Source organism: Enterovibrio makurazakiensis (genome assembly GCF_050336585.1).
GTDB classification, from domain to species: domain Bacteria; phylum Pseudomonadota; class Gammaproteobacteria; order Enterobacterales; family Vibrionaceae; genus Enterovibrio; species Enterovibrio gelatinilyticus.
In genome coordinates this window covers 26,417-48,507 of record NZ_JAKJSE010000008.1, presented here as the reverse complement: position 1 = coordinate 48,507, position 22,091 = coordinate 26,417, and the positions used below count along the sequence as shown (strand labels likewise).

The window sequence follows — 22,091 nt, the reverse complement described above, 5'->3', positions numbered from 1 at the left end:
CCTTGCTAGAATAGGATTGGGCAATCCCTCGTTACTCTGACAGATTGACTTCCTCGGCCGCTCGCTCATTTGCAAACTCAACCCGACACTGTCCAATCATATTTTCCAGCGACTGTGCCGAAAGGTTAGGGTTCCATTGGAGAATGCGGCATCTCACGTCAACTGGTTGTGCCAAGTGCGTTTGGATGATTTGAGAGCAACTCATAAGTACCAATCGCTCCAAGCGTTTTACTACCTGAGCTGCGCCTTCAAAATCCGTTCCTGGCAGGATAACGCCAAACTCATCAGAGCTTAAATGTCCAACAAAGTCCCGAGGACGCAATAGACCAAGGCGCATACAGCGGGTAATTCGACGTAAAATCTTCACCGTCGCCGTGTGCCCGTAAGTCATTCTATATAAGCGCAATGAATCTACGCTAAGTACGATAATGTGCAATGGAGACTCATCACGATTCGCAGCAGCCACTTCTTTCATTAGTGACAGAGAAAAACACTTCTCGTTTTGTAACCCCGTTGTTGCATCAATCAGAGCAACGGTTCCCAACTCTTCGTTCAAGGTATAGTTCTTATAAATATGCTTTATAGCCGCTCGATACCAGTGCGTAAGGGTCTGCTGAAGCGTAAAGCTCAGGATAAGTCCAGTGAGAAGAAGCAAGATGTCGATTTTGAAAATATCTGCAAAGTACTCCGTCGGCATAAATAATACACTTCCCAAAATTCCACCAACAAGACCTAAGCCAAGGCCGAGGTAGAGTGCCGGCGGGTAGCTAAAAAATGCAGAAATTGTAGAGACGGAAAAGATAACGCCGAAGATGAAGTAGGAAAGGCTACCGCCTGAAAACTGCAATAAAATGGCGATAACGAGCCACGCTAAAGTACTGAGTACTGCCGTGATCATAGCGGCGTTTTGCCATGTCACGATGTCGGCATGCGTTACTACCCATACACCGTAACCAAGGAAAAACAGGATCGAAAGGGCAACAATGATGACAATGAATACATCATCTGCGCTGTGAATCCACACATATTCACCGCTAACAATCAGTGCAAGTGTAATGAGCGATAGCAGAAGCCTCTTCCATCCCTGTTCCTGTTGATTACGGTTTTGTCGGTCAATATAGGTATCGCTGCTAAAGCGTTCTTCTTTACTCGGGATCATCTAAAAATGCAGCACAAAAAAAATAAGGTTTACAGAATCAAGCGACCCAATCTGTATTCACTTAAATGATTTATGCGATAAATGTGTGAAGCACCCATTGAAACTGAGTAGATTGTGGTTTTGTTCAAGTTTATGTCACCCTAGCTCTTAATACGTGTGATGATCAATTCTCTTCATACTATGATGAGAAAAAATGCGTTGAAGAATGAGAATGCGGTACAGATGCTTGTCGATAAGCTAACGTAACTAATTGGGACATACACAGTTTAAGTCCGACTCACCGTTGCCATAAACATTGGTTCCCCCCTAAATTGACACATCAAATAGTGAGAGAGGTAATAATGTCACGAAAAAAATTCATGGAATCCCATGGTGCAATAAATCGTAACGACCGCTATGGGTGGGCATTTGTAAATCATGAAGACAAAGTGGTTATTTTTGGTGCTTGGGATGTGAATACCGAACCTGATAGAGCTTTGATAATGTCAACAGACTGGGAGCGAAATGAGTTAGGACGTAAGCAAAATGCATTTGGCGAAGCCATGGAGTATATCAAGCTTATTGAAAATAAAGGCTACTCACTAAAAACCTTCCCTATGATATTAGACGATAAATATGAAAATAATTCGGGCACTGGAAGAGCTAAGATCAAGGACTATGTTGAAGTATTGTCAGAAATGACCCTAGAAGTCGTTAGCGGTGATTATTATGCTGTCGGTAACCATGAGGTAAAACATTCTAAAAAAGCCTCTCCGAACGTTGCCCAAGATGTTAGTGACATATTCCAATCTGCAATCGAAAAGACAGAGCGTGAGAACTTAGTGCTCTCACGTATTGGGCAGGGGAAATTCAGACAAAATGTTATCAACGATTGGGGTAATGGTGAATGCTGTGCGCTTACTCTGACGAATGTTCGCGAAATTCTAATTGCATCTCATATCGTGCCTTGGTCTAAATGCGACAGTAATGAACAAAGGCTTGATGGTGCAAATGGCATTTTGCTTTGTGCCCATATCGACAAGCTATTTGATGCCCATCTACTAACCTTCGTCAAGAAAGGTTCAAAATTTGTATCTAAGTTGTCGCCTAAGATCGATCCTTCTGTATTGAAAGGGCTAGGAGTTCAACCTGGTTATGAACTATGCACCGAACGACTCAGCGTTTTACATCGTGAGCGATTTGAAAGGTATATGGTCGAGCATAATAAGCAGTTTCTGCATAAGTATGATAGCTAACGGAACTAACGGGATACACACCATTAAAACGCCAGAAAACCACCTCAGTTATCTTTCTACCATTGAGCCCAATGACACCCCCACCCCTAGGTTTTGATCAGGAACGTAGAAAAACTCGCTGAAATCACACAAGTGCTTAGTTTAAAACTCATTCAGCGAAAACCACTGCTGTAGGGCTTCAGCGGTGGTTTTGATAACTTCGTTTTTGCGGTCTGTTTTCCGGCTAATGATAAACCAAGTTAAAGGCAGCCCTTGCTTGGTGACCGAAACGGGTGCCACCAGCGCTTGTCTGATAGAGCGTTTAAGCGCCCAACGGGAAAGAATACTCACGCCCAAATCAACGGCGATCATTTCTACAATGGCATCGGTCATTTCCACCACTTGCATGTGTGGCAGACGAATACCGGAAGGACGAATAAAGCGCTCATATTCAAAGCCGGGGAGCGCATCCAGACTGTATGTGAGGTATTCGACATCCACCAAATCCTGAGCCTCTATCCAAGGTTTAGCTGTAAGCGGATGATTTGGGTGAGTTACCAGCACCAGTTCATCTTGCATTAGAGTTTTGCAGTCCAGTGCAGGATTCTCTGAACGCGCGGGAGAAATAACGATGTCGCTTTTTCCCGTTATCAAGGTGGCTTCGGCATCGCGTGTGGCGGCAGCAACAAAATCTATCTGGATCTTTTCTCTGCTAAACGCAAGCGATTTAAGAAAACCCGGCACCCAGTGGTAAGCGGAATATTCAGCAATCCCTATTCGGACTAGATGGCTGGCATTGGCAGCAGTGCGTTCAAATTCGTCTTCGGCGCGCGATAACTCGGGCAACACCGATGAGGCGGTTTGAATCAACGCTTGTCCGGCTGGCGTGGGTTTGAGTCTTCTTCCGTCACGCTCGAATATCGCACTTCCCAAACGACGCTCAGCTTCGGCAAGGCGATGGCTCATTGCGGGTTGGGTAACGCCAATGGCATCTGCCGCAGCGCCCAAACTGCCATATTTTCCAATCGCATCAAGCAACTGCCAGTGACGGATATCCAGCCTCATACATGCATCCTTTTTATGTATATATAGAGTTATTCATTAATCATTCTACATAAACATAGCTAGTATTCTCCCGTCGTTATTTAAAAAGTGGTAGGGAGACGTTTCATGGGCATGTGGATGGTGCTGGCAGCTGCATTGGGTTTCAGTTCGAACCCTTTGCTGGCGCAGTTGTTGCTGAGTCAAGGATTCTCGCCGGACTCCATCACTCTGTACCGTTTTGCTATTCCGACACTCGTGATGCTGCTTTTACTGAAAAAACGTCCGGTATTGGATGGTGAATTTCTGCGTTTTATCGCAGTGGGTGGCCTATCGGCACTTGGTATGTTGGCGTTTATGTCGAGTTTAACCAATCTTGAGCCGAACGCCGTGATCCTGACCTATTACGCCTACCCTATGTTCGCCATTCTGATTGGCTGGCTTTGTTTCAATAAAGCAATGAGCCGCAACCGAATGATTGCCGCGATGCTCATAGCTATCGCGGTCGGCATTATGCAGGAATCTCAAGATTTTGGTGCTTCTTGGCTCGATTTTATGGTTTGCCTTGCGGCTCCTGTGTCGTTCGCCGTTGTGATCAATATGTTCTCGCTGCCGCAGAAAACCCAAGATGCCACTGCCCGTATGTTTGCGGCATTGTTGGGTCACATGGTGATTCTCGCCCCTATCACGTTGCTCAGCAGCAATACGCTTTCGATGCCAACATCCTTTGACCAGCTATGGCTGATTCTGGCGCTGGGTGTGTTTTCCGCCGCCTTGCCCCAATACCTGTTTTCACGTGGGGCGCAATTAGCAGACATGGAACAAACCACCATGATCAGCAGTTGTGAGGTGGTATTTGCGTTGGGATTAGCGTGGATCTTTTTAGGTGATGAGATGAATCAAAGTGATGTGATGGCCACTGCCCTGATTTTGTTGGCGGGTTTAATCCGCTATGAGGGTATACCCCAGCCGGAGAGGGCAACAGATACACATGCTTAAGCGAAGAACGCAAAAGACCGCCGTTAGCCTATTTGTTTACCACGCGGTAATTCCCACGCTCTGTCGTTCTTCTCGAAGCCAACCTTAGGATAATACTCGCTCGCGGCGGGCGCAGAAATCAGGAACAGTTTGCAGTGATGTCCGAGTTGATCATTCGTTAATTGCATCAGCTTTTTGCCAATACCCAACCCTTGATACGCATCCTTGACCGCCAAGTCAGAGAGGTAGCAAGCATAGTGAAAATCAGTGATGGAGCGCGACACCCCCACCAGCGCATCACCATCCCATGCTGTTACTGTTAAATCCGCATTTTTCACCATCCCTTCCATTGTTTCCACATCATCAAGCGGACGACGAGCACCAAGGCTTGAATGCGCAAGCACGTCAATGAATTCAGCAGCAGTAATCGCACGGTTAACTTCATAGGTGATTGTCATTGATCTTCCCTCTCTTCTCGTCCTGTCTGCTTTTGCTTGTTTCAGCGTGGTGGTTTACGCGTGGTGGTTTACACATGGTTTCTTAACCAACACCTTCCCTATCACTAAAACAATTACATACTTATCATACCCGTCCGTCTCCCACTCGAATCCATTGTTCAACGCGGATCACATATAGAATTTAAATCTGTGGCTTAAATGCTTAGGAATGGAAGTCTTACGGACTTCTTACAGTGCTAAATTGACCCTGCATGTGCTTTGTTCTGCGAAAGTGTTAATTTGAAGACCGTGGTGGCTTGCTCTCCGCTTTCACACCCACAGTCATTAACGAGTGCGCAACACACATCTCCCCTTCTGATAGCGTATTTATTCTGACGCATCATTGCGAGCCACATCAATAGATTGATCAAAATCATAAATCTCTTCAAAGGGCGGATTTCTACCTTTTTTGGGGAGATTTGTACCTTTTGACCACTTTATTAATAAAGGAAATTGAGCACGAATTTACAGTGTGGATTTCCTCAATGATCAGCAACAAATGGCTAGAACTCTATCAATACATTCAAAAGCACATTGAAACGCTCCCTGCGGAGAGCGATATCGTTGAGTTGCTGAATGATAGAGTGATGTTCCTCAGCGCACAGTTCGTCAATGACGTGTCAGCAAAAAATAAGAATCAACAAGATTGGCTTGAGCACGAAGCGTTTACGCTTGTGATGAGCAACGTTGTTCAACAACTGTCGTTGACGAAACCTCTCATCACCTTTTTGTTTGAAACCCTGATGGCTGCGCAACTTTGTCAGCTTGCGATGGTTACCATCAATGCGCACAAATCCCTGCTTACTGATGATGACTATACGTGCAAATGCGGCTTGGCTTATCAACAGCTCGGTGAGTACGACTTGGCCAAAACTGCCTTTGAAGAATCCCTTTCTCTGAACGCTGAGAATGCCATGACCCTTTGTCATCTTGGCTTTAATTACTTGTTCCAAGGACAAACCGAGGAAGCCATTCATTACTTTGAGCAAAGCACGAAAATCGCACCTGATTTCGTTGGTGGTTACCAAAACCTTGCAGGTGTCTATTACCAAAACGGTGACTTTGCCTTAGCCGCGCAAAATGCCGAACTGGCGTTCAGCAAAGATACCTCGCTCGTTTCTACCTATATCACGGCCATCAGCAGTTACATCGCATTGGGTGAAAAAGCGAAGGCCGATAAATGGGTGAATGCCGCGTTTGAACATAACGTTTCGTCCATCGAGTTAGTCAGATTGGCGGGTATCGCCGCGCATCAAAGTGGTCGTTTGGAAGAAGCTTTAGAAGCACTGAATCACTATTTGGCACATAAGCCAGAAAGCTTTGATGTGTTGAACATTCGTGCACATGTAAAAGCGGACCTTAAGCTCTATGCCGAATTAGAAGAAGACATTGTTCAGCTTCGCGTCTTCGAACCGAACGATGAGTGGTCACTGGAGCAGTTGTTCTTGTGTTACTTCCACACCGAACGATGGAACGAGGCGCAGGCAGTCATGGTGCAACTCAACCGTCTTGCACCCCGTTACAAAATTACTTACCGCGATGAACTCAACACGATCAAGAAAAAGCTGAGCATCGACGTTCTCGAATTATCCTAACTATCTGGAGCAAATGTGAATACGCAAAATCATGACGGCGTTAAGAGCAATTCACGCCGTGATTTTCTGAAGCTGGGCGGTGTTGCCGCAGCAACCGTTACGGTTGGTGCAGCGGCGGGTGCCGGCTTCGTTTTGGGTCGCGACCCTGATGCGAACGTGGGCTGGGGCCGTACTGAGTCTGGTCACGACATGTTCTTCAACCGCGAACCATTTCGTGTAGATGTTGCACCAACCATGGAAGTGGCGGGCAAATTGGAACGCCCAGAGTGGAGTGATTTCCTTTTCCACCGTACCCGTGTGTTTGCTGCTGAAATGAAAAAAGGCTGGGTGCCAACCAATGACTGGCGCGACATTCCCGACGCACGAGTGCGTGACTACTACTCACGTTACCCAGAGCGTTGGGCTGACATGCGCCAATCGTTTGAAGAAAAAGCAGAGCACACCGCGAATTTTGAAAGCCACCGTTCCCGCTTTGCACTTGGCTGGGCGTATTCCGCAGCATACATGCGCGGCAACATGAGCAACTTCCCGCCTAGGCCAGAAGGTCACCCAGACGTGGTGGATTTCCAGTGGGTTAAACGTGCTAAACAAGAGTTTAAATCGCCAGCGCATGCCTCTGAACTCATCAAGAAGATGGCGTTTAAATTCGGCATGAGTATTGTTGGCATCACCAAGATGGACCCGAACTTTGTGTTTAAAAACACCATGCGCGGTATGCCTGATTGGGATGAAAGCATTCCTAAGCACTGGAAGAACGTCATCATTTTCGGTACCCCAATGAACTGGGATCCAATGTATGCCGCGATCGGTTACTCCACCTCTTACGATGGTTACTTCCGTGCGAAAAATGCCTCTGGTCTGATGGCAGCTTACCTTGGGGAGCTAGGTTATGCGGCTCGCCCGCAATGGCCAGGTTCTGATTACGAAATCGTTGTTCCACCACTGGCTATTAAAGCGGGTATGGGTGAAGCGGCGCGTAACGGTATTCTTCTGACACCAGAGCTGGGTCCAAACATTCGTTTAGCGGCGGTGATCACTGAGCTGGATCTGGAAGCAGACAAGCCAATCGACACCAAAGTTAAGCACTTCTGTGAAGAATGTAAGATCTGTGCGGACTCTTGCCCGAGCGAATCTATCAGCAAGGCCGACAAACCTGATGCTGTGGTTCGTGGTTACCGTAAGTTCGAATTTAACCAAGACAGTTGCTGGACTATGTGGCGTCAAGGCCCAACGGAAACCGCGATGGGTTGTCGTGTGTGTATTGCAGTTTGCCCTTACACCCGCAAGAACAACTGGATCCACGCACTGGTGAAAGAAGCGGATCCGCGTGACCCAACGGGTATGACACGCAAAACACTGCTCGCGATGCAGCATAACTTCTTCTACTACCCAGAAGCCGAAGCGTATCACGGTGATTGGAATGGCGGTCGCTTTGCCGGTTATCACCAACCGCCAGAGTGGATGCGCAGCGAGAACTACCTCAAGGTCGAGAAAACTTGGGAATACGACGGCAACTGGGAGGGTTTCTAATGTTTCCACAATCTACAGTACTGGACCCTCTGTTCTGGATGGCATTCGGTGCGCTTCAAGTGCTGGTGTTTGCTGGTGCGAATCAATGGGCTAAACAGTTCGACCTAGGCATGAACTGGTGGAAGTGGGGCTTGGTCGGCGGCTGGTGGGCATCCATTGTCCTGACCGTTGCAGGTGCCTTTACGCTACTGGGCGAAAACGAAGGCCTTGCTGGTTGGTACTTCCTTGGATTTGCTGGCACTGCGCTGATCATTGCAGGTGCCGTGATCTTGCGTCTGTTGTTTGCATTGAAACCAAAAACAACGCTGTAACAGCGTGATTGTTTAACCCATACCCAAACAACCAGACTCTTAAACTTTCAGGGTGCTTGGGTAGCCAAATAGTAGGAACAGATCTTGGGCGTGTTCGATGAACTCGACAGCCTAAGATCTGCATAGATCATGACGAATAAGAAACCCGCTAATCGAAATAAGAACCTTGAGAAGATATTGAGCGTCGCTTCCGTGATTGTTCTGATCTTGGCTTGGTTTCTGGGTGGGCTGCGCACCAACAATTCGCAGACACAATTTTTTGAAAGTATCACAAACAGCGGAGAGCAAATCGTACAGGTTAGCCCTCAGCTGTATAAAATCGTGCCACTCGGCGACAACGCCGATAAGTTGGACGCGCTTAAATGGATAAGCTTCGGCTCGGGCATTGGCTATGGTGGCTCGCTCACTATTGGTGGTGTGTTTATGCCCGATGGTGAAGTGCAAACTATCTCGCTACTTTCTTCCAAAGAAACCTCGTCTTACTTTGAAAAAGTGGTCGATGAGAAACTGCCAGAAGCCTTGCTGGAACAAAACATTCGAACAGCCTTGTACGTAGACGGTGTGTCGGGTGCAACCCTGACATCAGATGCTTATTCCGCTGCGCTGAATCAAGCTGCTGACCCAGTTCGACAGCAGCTATTTAGCTATCAACTGACTGAGAAAGCGTCGCCACTGTCCTATTTCAAATGGCTAGATGCAGCCGCGCTTCTGTTCTTTGTCGCCGCTGTATGGGTAAACAAAACTCGGTCACCGCATAAAGCGAAGATGAATGCAGTCTTGCTAGCGGGATCGACGTTGGTGTTCGGTTTCCACGCCGCCGCCTTGTATTCCGCCTCGACGATGGGTGGTTTGATTTTTGGCTCATGGCTGACTGGTGTCGCAAACTACACGCCGTTTATTCTGCTGGTACTGAGTATCGGCTACATCCTTTACTATAACCGCAATGTTTACTGCCAAAGTCTATGTCCTTTTGGAGCCATTCAGCAGTGTTTGGCAAAAGTGGGCAAAGCCAAAGCATCGCCTGTGCGTCATACCTTTTTTGTTTGGATGCCACGTGTACTTCTGATTGTTACCTTGTGTATGGGCGCATATTTCCGAAACCCTGCCGGTTTTGTGTATGAACCCTTTGGCATTGCTTTTGGCATGATTGGCGGCATGTACCTATTCGTATTGACGGTCATGATTTTATTAACCTCGTTGATCGTGCGTCGTCCATGGTGTCAGAGCTTGTGCCCAATTAACGCGATGACAGATTTCATTGTGTTCAATAAAAACTGGTTTAAGCAGACGCAAAACAAAGCGAAGAAAAAGAACCGTCAACCGCGTGTGCGCAAGGAAGGGACAGAATGAGACAGAAACTTTCGTTTGTTTTCTTTTGTGCGGCGACAGTGCTGATATTGCTGCAATTGATGTCTAACGTCATGGAACTGAGCGAGGAACAAAGTGAAAATCGCCTCATTCACACGGTGAGCCGCCAAATTGAAGTGAAAGCAGTAGATGTGGTTGAAAAGCCGGAAGTGGACTTCAAACAAATGGCGCACGATATGCAGGAAGAAATGTACTGATTATCTCTGCATGAGTGACACCGAAAAACAACAATAAATATATCGGCACTTGGGATTACCTAAGTGCCTTTTGAGCTTTGCATGGTCGAAAAGAATATCCCCGTTGAACGCATGCGTTCAGAAGTCTCGTTGGTGAATCCAAACGGTTTCCGCATCTCTGAATTGTATGCCACAAGAGGCGTGGAAGATGTTTCCAGACCTCACCGTCTGAATTTCAGCGCCTTGGTTTACGTGACCGAAGGTGAAGGAGTTCACTACGTTGATCACCAAATGTATGTGCTGAAACCGGGCACATTGATCACGATTGGACGAAATCAAATCCATGGCTTCGCGCAATCGCGCACCGTTAATGGCTTCGTGATCCCCTTTAATTGTTCCTATCTATCCAATGGGCCGGATGATCCGCATGTCGATCTGATGCTGGATGCGATTACACACATCAACCGTATTCCCAATGTCGGAGAAAATGTCGATACACTCATTCAGCTCCTTTCTGAAGAGTTTGAGTCGACATCTGAATTTAAAGCTGAGGTCATTCGTGGCTTGCTAAGAGCAGTATTGCTTAAATGTGTCGTGCCAGAATATTTAGCGATGCAAAGTTTGCCAATGACGACCAACACGCATACGGATTTTATTCGTCTAAAACAGTATATCGAAGCAAACTTTGCAGAAAGGCCGTCGACCACTGACATCGCCCTTGTGTTAGGAAAAAGCGTTAAACAACTGGATAAACTTGCCCGTTCAAACACAGGCGACAGCGTGAAAGACTTGGTGGACGATCGCGTGCTGGTGGAAGTGAAGCGTTTACTGGCGTTTAGCCAATATTCCATCGCTGATATTGCAGCAAAGTTGGGCTTCAATGAAGCCACCAACATGACGAAGTTCTTCAAACGGCACACGGAAATCAGCCCTAAAGACTTTAGGCAGCTATGTCGTATGGGGCTGTGTAATAGGTAGATACACCGGTTCGCAGGTTCGCGTTACTTACCGCATATCAATCTTGAATAGAGAACGAAAAGAACAAGGGTACTCCATAAAATTCGTTACCCTTGCCTAGGCGCTATTACTCGACTCTAAACATCTGAACCTTATTGTCTAAATCGTTCATTTTCTGACTATAGTGTCCAAGCTTATTCTGAATTATCGCTGACCCTTCACGGGATTTCATTGCAATAGCAACCAATTGTTCCAGCTCAGTTGACACACTCAATACCGTCAGCGCCTGCTGTCTTGCTGCCTCTGTGATGCTGGCATTTTTTTCAGCCATTTCACTGATGTTGGTGCCTAACGTTTGCAAAGAGTCTTTCGCACCTTCAACAGACTGCTGAGTTTGATAACTTACATCTCGACTCTGCTGCATATTCGAAAATGAAGCTTCTGTGTTGTTTCGAATTTCATCAAGCATTGTCGCAATTTGCTCGGTTGATACCTTACTTCGCTGTGCCAACGTTCTCACTTCATCAGCAACAACCGCGAAGCCTCGACCCAAGTCGCCCGCTCGTGCCGCTTCGATTGCCGCATTAAGTGCCAATAAATTGGTTTGCTCCGAGATTCCATTAATACTTTCAAGAATCTCCTTCACATTCATCGTCTGCTGTTCGAGCTCTTGCATCATCAGGAACGTCGTATCAATACTGCCAATGAGTTTTGCCATCGTAGCAACAGATTGCTCACCATTTGACACCGCTTCTCCCGTTACATCCTGAGCAGAATGGGTCGTCTCTTCTACATCAACGGCAAATCTAGCAACTTCATCACTACTCTGTGACATTTCTACCATTGCTGCCGCGAGGCTGTCACAACGTGACGAAGTATCGTGACTCGATTGAACATCTTCTTTGGTAAGCTTCATCACCTCCTCAAGCGTGGCATGTGATTCTTTTGAAATCTCAGTGACCGACCTTAATATGACGCGAATACTCGAAACAAAGGTATCAAAGTGTTTCTCGATATCGCCAAACTCGTCGTCAAACCCGCTGTAAATTTCTTGCGAGATATCTTTGGTGCTTGCCATGTCTTCCATGTGTCGGCCCAATGAGTGAACACGACGATTGATATCTTTTACCGTAAAAATCGAAAGTAAGAGCAATGGAGCAAAAACCGCACCTACCATTACCATTGAAATCACGCTCATCATTTCTACGCGCCCAGTTGCCTCTCGCACGTAGTTCATCATGTTTTCAATAACCTGATTTTTTAGCTTATTGACGGCCACAATGCGTTTCGTCGCCATTGGAAACCATTCTTTCGCAGTAGGTCCGCTGATCTTATCTAAATTCTCACGCTGACTTAGAAATTGAGATTCAATCGTTGATAGTTCATTCCACAAAGGCGCATTTTCTAGTTGCGTAAATGCCGATAACAACTCGCCGCTTAGAACGGTACTCGTACTGTGCGCCTCATAGTTAAAATCACTAATGTAACTCTCAATATTGGCGTACATTCTTAGGTCAGTGCTTCCGCGTGCAAAAACACCATTTAACGCCCCTCGAGATTGGCCGGCCTTCTCTTTCATTTTGATCAACGAAAGAAGCCCAAGCAGTTGTTGTGAAATGATAGGGTCTGAAGATTGGGCGATGATGGCTGAAGCACCTAAAATTGCGTAGCGATTTAGTGTCGAATAATAGTTAAATGGTGAATCGACAATTTCTAAGCGATCAACTTGCGAGCGAATAGATTGTGTCTGTCTAAATTGCGTATTCAAATCGCTCGAAATGGTATTCCAAATTGCAGTATCAATATATTCGGGCGAGAAACTCAGTAAACCCATTTGTGCCGCATCGGCTTTAGGTCGATGATTTACTAATTTCTGAACTTGTTCTGCTTCTCCGTTTGACCCAATAACACCCGCCGTTAAACCGCGTTCGACAGCAAAGTTATGTGCCACATTGTCTAGAAGATTAAACAGCTCTACGACTTCAGCATTCTTGTGGTAATCGTCCACTGCAGCGCGAGAGTTCACAACCTCTCTTAGGCCAAGCAAAACCAGTAAAAAGAGAGGGATACCCGATATTATGATCAGCTTTTTGCTTAAGCGAATTGAACTTAGAAAGTGCAACATAGACAGATACCTAGCGTAGTATAAGACACTATTATCCTAGTAAGAAAATTGTCTATAACTTCATCTATTTACATGCTGAATATGGGGTCTGTGGCTACTATCTCAAATTTGCCAATAAACCAGATTACATGTCTCGAAATCAAATTAATTCCCTTGTTTTTTACGTGGTTATGAAACAGGCATTTCAAATGAACTTTTTGTCACAATTGTACGGAGCCATACCTTTTTGAGCGTAAGATTTGCACAAATAAATCTCTATTCAATCACACTTAACGGAGATTGAAGGGCACGGTACGCGCTTCTCATTGTTTGGATAAAGGATTTGAAAGGGATTCTTTAGAAAGTGGCACTACTCGCTACCTAGCAACGTTCGAGGACATTTCGCCGTCGGCCTTTGGTGCCAATCCAATTAGATCACAAAGATCAATTTGCAACTTTCTTGACGGAATCTGCCTTGGATGACGTTGAACCCAGCGTTCGCCACGCTTCATATTCTTCGCCGTTTATCCAAGTAACGCCGATGTGTTCTTCCCAGTGCTTAAAATCCGCACTGCGATAACGCTCCACCGCGCAGCCACCCGCGCCGAATGCCATTTGGCACACGCTAAGAATGAGGTATTCATCATCATGCCGAAGCGAAGCTCCATCTCCTTTCCAAGGACTACACGATGCCAATGGTCGTGAAGGAGCGCGGAATACGTCAATTTCAGATGCGACGCCATCGAAGGCTTGTACCCGAGTAATCGAACATTTTCCCGCGTAAAACTCGTGATTACCGATAACCACATCAGGTTCGAGTGGTTGCCACCAAGGTATTGGCTTCGACACATCCATTTGGCGTTCGTTTTCTCGTTTATCACACCCTGTTAGCTGGCTGGTAGTCACGACTACCAAGACCGCAACAAGAAGCGGCATCAAAAAAACATATCGTGATGAAGAGGGAACGTTGCTCATCTGCTTACTTGCCTACCTGTTTGCCTTAGCGCCGCTCTCGATTTTTTTCGTTTTTAACGAAAACAATTTTGGCGTCATCGTTCGGTTAATGTCAAAGATGATATTCACTATGCTTCTTTCTGCTTCCCTCCTTCGGCTTCCCAGCGACAACCCTCATCGGCCTCCTTAGTTATATCCATTTCCTGCAGTGTTTGTCTTGATGTTCCGCCCGCCTCTTCATTTAAGTGTTATTTACAAAACAACGAGAGCACTTCTGTTGTTGCGACAATTGCTAACGCTTCAAGTACTTCACTGTGTCGCACTGAATGAAACACTCTGTGCCAATCGCTTCACGCCGCTCTTATATATTTCACCCTCAGTAGACGCAACACTTAGGCGACACACTAACAACGTATTGCTTTTTATAACAAAAATAGAAAAAAGAACGAGACATATAAATTCAGACTCAATTTGGCATGGTTGTTGCGAATAACACCTTCGACTCACGTCATTTGAACCCCTTAATTTTAAGGCACGTTTATTTATTGAAGGATACGTTTAATATGAATTTCAAACGGACGAGAAAATATTCACTCCCCATTTTCGGTGCACTGTTGGCACTTATGTTGTCACTTCCTAGTCAGGCGGGTATTCCAGGAATGCGCGGCTCTCAACACCTTGGTTTTACCGTGCCAAATGCACAAGAAGCGGTGGACTTTTTTGTCGATATCATTGGCTGCGAGGCGTTTTACACTATCGGTCCTTTTGGTCCATTCGACGACGATTGGATGACCGATAATTTGAATGTGAATAAAAAGGCAGTGATCGATATCGCGCACCTCGTTCGCTGTGGTAACGGTGTTTCACTCGAGATCTTCGAGTATTCCTCGCCAGACCAAAATACCACAGGCCCGAAAAACAGTGACATTGGTGGTCACCACCTTGCCTTCTATGTTGATGATATGGATGCGGCAGTCAGCTATCTAGAAAGCAAGGGCGTGAAAATCCTCGCGAAGCCCCATACGTTTACGGATACAGGGATGGAAGGGCTAACTTGGGTCTATTTTATGGCGCCATGGGGCATGCAATTAGAAATTGTTAGCTACCCGTACGGCCAAGGCTATGAGAAATCGACAAAAAGCAGAATGTGGGATCCCCGCTATTAATTCACCATTATACCCAAACTACCTAAAGGTACAGAATTCAGGTTGTTTGGGTATATCACAAAGCGGAGGTGAATCAATTTACCTCCGCTTTTCCAAGGAACAACCCTATGACAGCGTTCAAACGAAAGAGAATAAATATAACCTGTAAACACATTGCCACTTCCATTTTGCTGATCTTTGTTCTTTTCCTCGTTAACGCTCAAAATGCCTATGCCCATTTCACACACTTTGAGCCTCGAATTATTCATGTTTCAGAAAAACATGGCGGCTTAGAACTTTTACTAAGGATGCCGCTCCCCTTACTGTTATTAGATAAAACATGGAGAGGCTCAGACTCTCTTCAGAGTATTCCCTTCACTTATCAGAAAAAAACAGGTGAAGACACGCAATACATTGTTGATGTCAGCGCAATAGAAGAGCACTTTTCCGCTTTCAGTCAATTAGTTACTGATAACTATTCCCTCACACATACCAACCGCCCGCCCAGCGAACTTATCGTCACCGATATTCACATATTCAATAGTGACCAGCGGAAACCATTTAGCTCACTTGAGCATGCGGAGCATTCCTTTATCGGTGGCAATATCGTGGTGGATGCAGATGCCAGTAACTTATTTGAAAGCAGTATCGACGTGCGATTACTTGCCCCCACGGCTACTTTTGATGGCAGGTACAACATTGATAGCGAATTAGGAGTCCACCTGAATGCCATTGAAAAACTAGCAAATATCGTACAAGTACATTCGCAGCAAGGCACATCCAACACATACAGTTCTATTGGTCCATTGCACCTGAGCTTTGAACCGGAACCAGACCCACTCGGTGCATTTATCAATCATTTAGGTAATGGTGTCCTTCATATCCTGATCGGCCTAGATCACGTGCTGTTTGTGCTTCTTATTGCTCTAGCGTCAACCTCTTGGTTGCAAACGCTAAAACGCGCAACAGCGTTTACCATTGGGCACTCAGTCACACTCGCTATGGGCCTTTACGGGCTGACACCCGCAGGCACTTGGTTTATTCCTGCGGTGGAGATACTGATAGCACTCACTATTCTTTACGCCGCTATTGCTGTGGTTACCAAACACCAAGAAATCTTTGGCTATATGGCAATTTCCTTTGTGGGCCTTATCCACGGTTTCGGCTTTTCTTTTATTCTCAATGAGTTGGTATCAGAGGCTGGAGGGTTGAATGTACTCGATCTTATTGCTTTCAATCTCGGCATCGAATTTGGGCAATTGATCATTTATGGCGTATTCGCCATCTTACTGCTCATAAATAGACGATTTGACCCGCTTCAACGACTGCAGCTCAACAAATGGCTACCGTTTGCCGCGATCCTTCTTTCGGTATTCTGGGTCTATGAACGCAGTGTCCAACTATTGACGTAACCCAAATCCAAACCTAATCGGGATATTTGTTGAAGAATCACATGTTTTAAATAGGAGAGAAATATAGTCAGCGGTAACACTCCATATTCAGAAAAAAAATCCCGCCTTTTGCGGCGGGATTGATGCGGTTATGTGTTGCTAATAAAGCAATTAACGAACGTTGTATGAATATGACAACATCAGTTTCATGTCATTACGATCGTTTTTGTAGTTAGTGTCTTCTGAACGGAAATATGCTGGGAAGAAGTTAACATTCAATCCTTTCAAATCTCCTTCAAGGAAACGGTAGCGAATGTTGTAGTCAATCGAGTACATGGTACCGTCGTACGTGCGTTCATCACCAGTAACACTGGTGTCTGTAACGACATCCCAACCGTAGTTACCACCTAGACCCATGCTCAAGCCAGGAATACCCCATGATGCAAAGTTATAGTCAACGCTTAGTTTGACTGCTTTGGTACCATCTGGGTTGTAATCTTCAATTTGTGATGTTGTTTGCATGAAGTTACGGTTGTCAGAGTTTGCCCATGGCGTCAGACGGAAGTTGTATGATGCTGTGTCTGGTGCGTCTGTTTGGCTATACGCTAAACGATATGTAAAGCCGCCATTTTTAACATCAGCACCCAACGCCACGTAACTTTCAACCGAAGCATCATCTACGCCAGACAGATCACCTTCTACATACTTACCGCCTTGGTAGAACATAGTGGTATTCAACTTGGTTTCTGCGTTCAGATCCCAACCGTATTTAACCACAGCTTGCCAGTTATCACGGTAATCTTTACCTTGGCCGTAACCAAGGTCAATCGAGCCGTTATCTAGTGCATAGATGGCGCCGACCGAGTGGATGAAATCAATTTTTCCTGCTGGTTTGCGTGGATTGCCGTTTGCGTCAACAAGCCCGTCCATACCACCTTGGTGCCAGGCGTTAGTCATGTCATGAAACTCATCTGTCCAATCGTTCTTGAACTGATCAGCCCATGCATAGCCCACATGAAAGTTGCCGACTGAAAGCTTACCTTCAGCACCACGATATGAGTGTGGGTTTAAGCCCCAAGAAGAGCGAATCGTACCCATATCAATTCGGGTGTAACCAGCGCGTGCAGCAAAACCAAGATCTTTATCGCCTAACTTCATTTTAAGCGCGGCGATGTTCAAAGACGTATTAGTTTTTTCACATGCATCGCCCTGCACACCATCATCGTTACAGTCGTAGTCATAAAGCAAAATTTCTGACTGACCAACTGTGTCACCAATTTTCATCAGGGTACTACCCCAAACATCAAAACCGATGAAATCTTTGAAATAGCCTGAGCGGTAATCAAAGGCTAATTGAACAGTTTGGTTTTCGATTTGCGGTTTGAAATCTGCACCTGGTGCGCGGTCTTCACGATCTCGGATATAAAGGAAGGTATGAAGATTTAATTTTGAGTCTTCGTAAAAAGCTTGTTTGGCTTCTTCAGTTAAATCAACCGCTGCCACGCTTTGGTTCATAGCATCGTTAGCATCTAACTCGGCAGTAGCCGTAAATGAGCAGAGTGCAGCAGCAATAGACAAACTGAGTACAGACAGTTTATTGGCTTGGATTCTCATTATTAGTTCCATATTGTAGGGTATGTTTTAGGTCTGGATACATAATATTCCAACAAATGAAACAGTAAAAACAAAACGTCATTTCAAATATCGCATTTATGATAACGATCATAAAATGAAAAGATGTTTTATTTTTAAATGATCGTGGTTTTATTTATGCAACATAGATCGCGGACGTCTTAAAAAAAGGGAACATTTGAAAGGGAGAATGGTCTCGGTACGATTGCCAAACAACCTATGTGGAATTCGCGAGGTATGAGCGAGAGGCCTTGGGCTTTGGGTTCTGTTTTTTACAGTGAAGCGTAAACGAACAAGGCAGCTCTTCGTTTCGGACAAAGAAAAAGCCCCTTGATTGCTCAAAGGGCTTGATACTGCAAATTTTGCGTTACTTAAAGCTTGGGTAGGCTTTGCAACCAAGGCGAAGAGAAACTTCCGCGGCCGCTTCGTGTAAGTAGCTAATAAATTCAATTTTTTTGCTTTCAGTGAAGCGCATTGTAGGCAATGAGATACTCAAGCCAGCAACGATATGGTTGAATCTGTCGTACACAGGAACAGCAATACAGCGTAGACCCACTTCTTGCTCTTCGTTGTCTTCACCATAACCCTGTTTTTTCACTACAGGCAGCTCAGCGAGCAGTTCTTCTATGTTTTTATGTGTCTTCGGGGTCGATTGAGTGAACACAACGTCTTTCAGTCGATCACGGACGTCTTCTGCTGACATTTCGCACAACAACACTTTACCAATGGCGGTACTGTAAAGCGGGTTACGCTTACCAATACGGGATTGCATGCTAAGTTTATATTTTGAATCGATTTTATGGATATAAATGATGCTATCATCATCCAAAGCACCAAGGTGTAGCGCTTCCATCGTTTCTTCTGAGATTTTACTCATTTCAATGTTGGCATAGTCAATAATGTCAACATTCTGAAGCGCGCCAGCGCCCACTTCGAACAGTTTTAGTGTTAACGCATAGCGTTCCGTTTCACCTTCCTGAGAAACGTATCCCAGCGTCTTCATGGTTTGCAAGAAACGATAGACCGTACTTTTAGACATCATTAGACGCTGAGCCAAATCGCTTATACCAATCTCTTTCTCGCCACCTAGCGTTTCGAAAATCGCCATGGTCTTTTGAACCGATGAGACGGAGTCAGGTTGCTTATTGCTCATATATTCATCCTTTACACAATTTATTTGCGCTCAATCAAACAGCAGCAAAGTGGACATGCAACATTGTAGGTGTGTTGTCACAGAAATCAATCTTCGAATAAGATTTATAAAACATTATTTTTATCGCGTAGTACGCTATTTTGAAACAGAGATAAAATTCATTCATCCCTTAATATTCATTTTTGCGATGATACATTGAACATATAGACTGAAGCTGAACGTAAAAGAAGTTAGACAGTTTCTTACCGAATTTTTAAGAAGATAATCGCTCAGCATTTGTCCCAACAAGAAAGCGCCAACTAAATGCTGGCGCTCATTAAAGGCTATTTATTGAATACGATAGCTAAAGTGGTAGGTGCTACCCCCTAAGTTCGTGGTATCGACCGACCAGAACCCATCAACCCAAGAAACGCGATTTTCTACGTCATGCGCTTTAGTATCCCCTAGCGCATCCAAGAACTTCACTTTTACTGGTTCGTTGGTGCGCGTTGGTTGGCTAATCCACACATTCATTCGTTTTCCCTTTCTCTGCGTCATCACAGAGAACTCACCTTCTGATTCAAAATAATCATTCATAACAGGTGCTGCAGTAAACACGTTGGCGGCAAACACCTTTTGTTTCTTCTCAATAACTGCGTGCGCTTCGCTTGTCTGAACGACAATCTCAACGTCTGGTTTTTTCGCGTATTTTTCTGTCTGCTTCGCGGAGAACTGAGGCAGCAAGGTATAAGCGTAATCATCAACCTTGCCTGCGCCCGTATCATGCGGAATTTTGCTAAGAAGCGTCACGCCCATGACGGCCGTGTCTTCCATATTGTTGTTATTGGCTGGGTAAAGATCGTTCCAATTACCTAAACGCTGATCCCACATAAGCTCAATAGATTTATCGGTCGGAATGTAAACCCCCACCTGCGAGCCCTTAACGTTGCCTTTCACGTGATACGTATTTGTCGCGGTGCGTTTTTCCATATCCACGGTTGGCATCCACAATTCACCATCCACAGTGATCTCGTTTGAGCCATCCATATTTAGCTTACGGTTTTCAACGACGGTAGAAACACCCCATGTTTTGGACGATTTCACGTCAGAGCCTACCATTACGATTTCATCATCAAACATGAAGTAAGACTTCTTCGCGGTCGTTGGCACTTGTACAGCTGGCGTTTCACCAGGGCGCGTATTCATGAAATCAGCACCATAAACACCAAACTCACCGTTCGATACACCACCGACCCAAGTCATCTCTTTTTTCTTGTTCGCGTAAGTGTAAAAGCCCTTACATTTACCAATATCTAGCCCTGTCGTTGTCGTTCCCGCCATGTGGCGAGGGTCAATCAACGGCCACCAATCGGTGTATTGGTTATGATCCGCATCGTACAAGTACGTCATACCATCCGCGGTGTACCAAGCTTTGGTGTTTTCGGTGTAGCCCGCGCCACACTCAAAGTTACCAATACGGTTTGAATGCAGTGCGAGGGTAAAGGCATACCCTTCTTTACGGTGAACAACACGGTCTTGATTGTAGTAAGTAAAATTACCCTCAAGCTCCCCACTCGCCTTAAGACGCTTGTCATCAAGAATGCGCTGAGCGACATCCAACACTTTAAAATCGCTCGCTTTGGCAAAGAACACATCCTGATCAGTCTGCAGTTGCTCTTTGATGATTCCGCCAAGTTTTTTCTTGAGCTTACCTTCACGCGAATCATAGTAACGAAGCAAAACACTCAACGCCCCGCGCCCTTCACCTTTGTTTTGAGCCCAGCCTCGAGAGATCGCACGTCCGTTAACAGCGTCCATCATTTGGGCTTTGAATAGAAACGGGGCAACGGCGCTCATCAAGTACTGATCAACCAAGGCATATCGCTCGTCGTCTAGCGTGATACCCGTGTTGTCGATCATCACCATGATGCGTGAAATATTGGAAAGCAAAATCATGCCGTAGGTACCGATATACGGAATATCTTGGTGCTGGATAAAGCTTCCATCTTCGTAGAAACCATCTTTTGCAGAAACAGGCACCAAAACATCAGGAATGCTGTCTAGCGCCAGTTGGATTTCCTGATCGTTTTTATCAAAAATCCCGCGTTGAAGTACGATCAGTGCCGCATCGACTCGATTTGCTCCCGTGGTTGGGATTTGGTTATGCGGCGAAGATTGACCGTATTGGAAGTTAGGATCTGCTTGGTGATAACGTGAAGCATTGATCGCTTTGGTGATGATTTCCGCGGGCAGATGCTCATACACCAAAGTCATAATGTCATGCAGAAATTTAGGGGTGCCAATTTCCCACTCATGCCAGTTGTCTTTCGGATGCTGATCTAGGTTTTCGTTGTAAAAACCATCAAGCAAGTATTCTACACCAAACAAAATGTTATCAAGGGTTTCCTGAGTCTGAAACTCGCCGCCGACGCGATAAGCAACGGCCATATCAAACAAACGCATAAACGACGCTTTGGTGTTTTTTTCATGAACGTGTTTTTGCCCGTTTGTCACTTTGTACAATGGCAAAGAAGCCCAAAGGTACTCTGGATTATCAACGACAAATCCCGCTGAAGACGCACGTGCCTTTTCAATTTTGGCATCAATCATCAGGTCATAAACGGGGTCAGTCGTATCTATTGGAGCCCATAGAGCAGCCCAATTAGCCACAGCCATATCGTAATCAATAACGGCAGCATTGGTATTGAAAGCGCGCTCTGCTCCGTCAACATCAGCAGACATCGCGTAAGCAGAATGGCTACCAGAAATAGCCAGGGCAACAGCAAGTACAGAGGTTTTAATATTCATTAGGGTTTCATCTCTTTTATTAGGATAAATTTTGAATACAGATATACCCAAACAACCGGGAGCTCATTGCGAGATCCCGGGTTTGTACAATTTCTTATT

Annotated in this window: 18 protein-coding genes; 10 read left to right on the top strand and 8 right to left on the bottom strand. The window is 45.5% G+C overall.

What is annotated here, in order from left to right:
* Nucleotides 1–31 precede the first annotated feature (31 nt).
* Nucleotides 32–1,159 (bottom strand): GGDEF domain-containing protein, encoded by a 1,128-nt coding sequence (locus L4D06_RS06425; protein WP_429738341.1) that lies wholly within the window; start codon nucleotides 1,157–1,159, stop codon nucleotides 32–34.
* A gap of 341 nt (nucleotides 1,160–1,500) precedes the next feature.
* Between L4D06_RS06425 and L4D06_RS06420 the strand changes: the two genes are divergently transcribed.
* Nucleotides 1,501–2,394, top strand: coding sequence for an HNH endonuclease (locus tag L4D06_RS06420; protein ID WP_429738339.1), 894 nt, complete (start codon nucleotides 1,501–1,503; stop codon nucleotides 2,392–2,394).
* 141 nt (nucleotides 2,395–2,535) lie between these two features.
* Here the strand turns inward: L4D06_RS06420 and L4D06_RS06415 are convergent, their stop codons facing one another.
* Nucleotides 2,536–3,438, bottom strand: a complete 903-nt coding sequence (locus tag L4D06_RS06415; protein ID WP_429738337.1) for a LysR family transcriptional regulator — start codon at nucleotides 3,436–3,438, stop codon at nucleotides 2,536–2,538.
* A gap of 105 nt (nucleotides 3,439–3,543) precedes the next feature.
* On the opposite strand from L4D06_RS06415, the gene L4D06_RS06410 reads away from it, so the two are divergent.
* Entirely contained in the window at nucleotides 3,544–4,413 is an 870-nt protein-coding gene (locus tag L4D06_RS06410) for a DMT family transporter (protein WP_429738335.1), read from the top strand.
* A gap of 23 nt (nucleotides 4,414–4,436) precedes the next feature.
* Here the strand turns inward: L4D06_RS06410 and L4D06_RS06405 are convergent, their stop codons facing one another.
* Nucleotides 4,437–4,850: a GNAT family N-acetyltransferase gene (locus L4D06_RS06405; protein WP_274165824.1), complete on the bottom strand. Its 414-nt coding sequence runs from the start codon at nucleotides 4,848–4,850 to the stop codon at nucleotides 4,437–4,439.
* A 524-nt stretch (nucleotides 4,851–5,374) separates the two neighbouring features.
* Here L4D06_RS06405 and L4D06_RS06400 point away from each other — a divergent pair.
* The 6 genes from L4D06_RS06400 to L4D06_RS06375 all read left to right on the top strand — a co-directional run bounded on the left by L4D06_RS06400 (nucleotide 5,375) and on the right by L4D06_RS06375 (nucleotide 10,847).
* Nucleotides 5,375–6,484: a tetratricopeptide repeat protein gene (locus tag L4D06_RS06400; protein ID WP_429738333.1), complete on the top strand. Its 1,110-nt coding sequence runs from the start codon at nucleotides 5,375–5,377 to the stop codon at nucleotides 6,482–6,484.
* A 15-nt stretch (nucleotides 6,485–6,499) separates the two neighbouring features.
* Entirely contained in the window at nucleotides 6,500–8,014 is a 1,515-nt protein-coding gene (locus L4D06_RS06395) for a 4Fe-4S dicluster domain-containing protein (protein ID WP_274165826.1), read from the top strand.
* Nucleotides 8,014–8,325, top strand: a complete 312-nt coding sequence (locus L4D06_RS06390; protein WP_429738332.1) for a hypothetical protein — start codon at nucleotides 8,014–8,016, stop codon at nucleotides 8,323–8,325. Before L4D06_RS06395 ends, L4D06_RS06390 begins: the two co-directional genes overlap by 1 nt.
* 129 nt (nucleotides 8,326–8,454) lie before the next feature.
* Nucleotides 8,455–9,675: an FMN-binding protein gene (locus L4D06_RS06385; RefSeq protein ID WP_429738331.1), complete on the top strand. Its 1,221-nt coding sequence runs from the start codon at nucleotides 8,455–8,457 to the stop codon at nucleotides 9,673–9,675.
* Nucleotides 9,672–9,890, top strand: a complete 219-nt coding sequence (locus tag L4D06_RS06380; RefSeq protein WP_429738329.1) for a hypothetical protein — start codon at nucleotides 9,672–9,674, stop codon at nucleotides 9,888–9,890. The genes L4D06_RS06385 and L4D06_RS06380 overlap by 4 nt, the downstream gene beginning before the upstream one ends.
* 81 nt (nucleotides 9,891–9,971) lie before the next feature.
* On the top strand, nucleotides 9,972–10,847 hold the full coding sequence (locus tag L4D06_RS06375) for an AraC family transcriptional regulator (protein ID WP_429738327.1): 876 nt from the start codon (nucleotides 9,972–9,974) through the stop codon (nucleotides 10,845–10,847).
* Nucleotides 10,848–10,953: 106 nt separating this feature from the next.
* Here L4D06_RS06375 and L4D06_RS06370 read toward each other — a convergent pair whose 3' ends face one another.
* Together L4D06_RS06370 and L4D06_RS06365 are read right to left on the bottom strand one after the other, a co-directional pair.
* On the bottom strand, nucleotides 10,954–12,951 hold the full coding sequence (locus L4D06_RS06370) for a methyl-accepting chemotaxis protein (RefSeq protein WP_429738325.1): 1,998 nt from the start codon (nucleotides 12,949–12,951) through the stop codon (nucleotides 10,954–10,956).
* A 423-nt stretch (nucleotides 12,952–13,374) separates the two neighbouring features.
* Nucleotides 13,375–13,905: a hypothetical protein gene (locus L4D06_RS06365; RefSeq protein WP_429738323.1), complete on the bottom strand. Its 531-nt coding sequence runs from the start codon at nucleotides 13,903–13,905 to the stop codon at nucleotides 13,375–13,377.
* 542 nt (nucleotides 13,906–14,447) lie between these two features.
* On the opposite strand from L4D06_RS06365, the gene L4D06_RS06360 reads away from it, so the two are divergent.
* Nucleotides 14,448–15,050 carry a VOC family protein gene (locus L4D06_RS06360; RefSeq protein ID WP_274165833.1) on the top strand — a complete coding sequence of 201 codons (603 nt, stop codon included), beginning with the start codon at nucleotides 14,448–14,450 and terminating at the stop codon, nucleotides 15,048–15,050.
* 107 nt (nucleotides 15,051–15,157) lie between these two features.
* The gene (locus tag L4D06_RS06355; RefSeq protein WP_429738321.1) at nucleotides 15,158–16,441 is read left to right on the top strand and encodes a HupE/UreJ family protein; all 1,284 of its coding nucleotides are present in this window, start codon (nucleotides 15,158–15,160) and stop codon (nucleotides 16,439–16,441) included.
* 150 nt (nucleotides 16,442–16,591) lie between these two features.
* Here the strand turns inward: L4D06_RS06355 and L4D06_RS06350 are convergent, their stop codons facing one another.
* From L4D06_RS06350 to L4D06_RS06340, 3 genes are all read right to left on the bottom strand, one after another.
* Nucleotides 16,592–18,034 (bottom strand): OprD family outer membrane porin, encoded by a 1,443-nt coding sequence (locus L4D06_RS06350; RefSeq protein WP_429738319.1) that lies wholly within the window; start codon nucleotides 18,032–18,034, stop codon nucleotides 16,592–16,594.
* A gap of 385 nt (nucleotides 18,035–18,419) precedes the next feature.
* Nucleotides 18,420–19,205, bottom strand: a complete 786-nt coding sequence (gene kdgR, locus L4D06_RS06345; RefSeq protein ID WP_429738318.1) for a DNA-binding transcriptional regulator KdgR — start codon at nucleotides 19,203–19,205, stop codon at nucleotides 18,420–18,422.
* Between the two features lie 327 nt (nucleotides 19,206–19,532).
* Complete coding sequence (locus tag L4D06_RS06340; protein WP_429738316.1) at nucleotides 19,533–21,992, bottom strand: polysaccharide lyase 8 family protein; 2,460 nt, start codon at nucleotides 21,990–21,992, stop codon at nucleotides 19,533–19,535.
* Between the last annotated feature and the right edge of the window lie 99 nt (nucleotides 21,993–22,091).

Coding starts and splice junctions, on each gene's coding strand:
- L4D06_RS06425 (WP_429738341.1), bottom strand. CDS start 1,159: ATGATCCCGAGTAAAGAAGAACGCTTTAGCAGCGATACCTATATTGAC.
- L4D06_RS06420 (WP_429738339.1), top strand. CDS start 1,501: ATGTCACGAAAAAAATTCATGGAATCCCATGGTGCAATAAATCGTAAC.
- L4D06_RS06415 (WP_429738337.1), bottom strand. CDS start 3,438: ATGAGGCTGGATATCCGTCACTGGCAGTTGCTTGATGCGATTGGAAAA.
- L4D06_RS06410 (WP_429738335.1), top strand. CDS start 3,544: ATGGGCATGTGGATGGTGCTGGCAGCTGCATTGGGTTTCAGTTCGAAC.
- L4D06_RS06405 (WP_274165824.1), bottom strand. CDS start 4,850: ATGACAATCACCTATGAAGTTAACCGTGCGATTACTGCTGCTGAATTC.
- L4D06_RS06400 (WP_429738333.1), top strand. CDS start 5,375: ATGATCAGCAACAAATGGCTAGAACTCTATCAATACATTCAAAAGCAC.
- L4D06_RS06390 (WP_429738332.1), top strand. CDS start 8,014: ATGTTTCCACAATCTACAGTACTGGACCCTCTGTTCTGGATGGCATTC.
- L4D06_RS06385 (WP_429738331.1), top strand. CDS start 8,455: ATGACGAATAAGAAACCCGCTAATCGAAATAAGAACCTTGAGAAGATA.
- L4D06_RS06380 (WP_429738329.1), top strand. CDS start 9,672: ATGAGACAGAAACTTTCGTTTGTTTTCTTTTGTGCGGCGACAGTGCTG.
- L4D06_RS06375 (WP_429738327.1), top strand. CDS start 9,972: ATGGTCGAAAAGAATATCCCCGTTGAACGCATGCGTTCAGAAGTCTCG.
- L4D06_RS06370 (WP_429738325.1), bottom strand. CDS start 12,951: ATGTTGCACTTTCTAAGTTCAATTCGCTTAAGCAAAAAGCTGATCATA.
- L4D06_RS06365 (WP_429738323.1), bottom strand. CDS start 13,905: ATGAGCAACGTTCCCTCTTCATCACGATATGTTTTTTTGATGCCGCTT.
- L4D06_RS06360 (WP_274165833.1), top strand. CDS start 14,448: ATGAATTTCAAACGGACGAGAAAATATTCACTCCCCATTTTCGGTGCA.
- L4D06_RS06355 (WP_429738321.1), top strand. CDS start 15,158: ATGACAGCGTTCAAACGAAAGAGAATAAATATAACCTGTAAACACATT.
- L4D06_RS06350 (WP_429738319.1), bottom strand. CDS start 18,034: ATGAGAATCCAAGCCAATAAACTGTCTGTACTCAGTTTGTCTATTGCT.
- kdgR (WP_429738318.1), bottom strand. CDS start 19,205: ATGAGCAATAAGCAACCTGACTCCGTCTCATCGGTTCAAAAGACCATG.
- L4D06_RS06340 (WP_429738316.1), bottom strand. CDS start 21,992: ATGAATATTAAAACCTCTGTACTTGCTGTTGCCCTGGCTATTTCTGGT.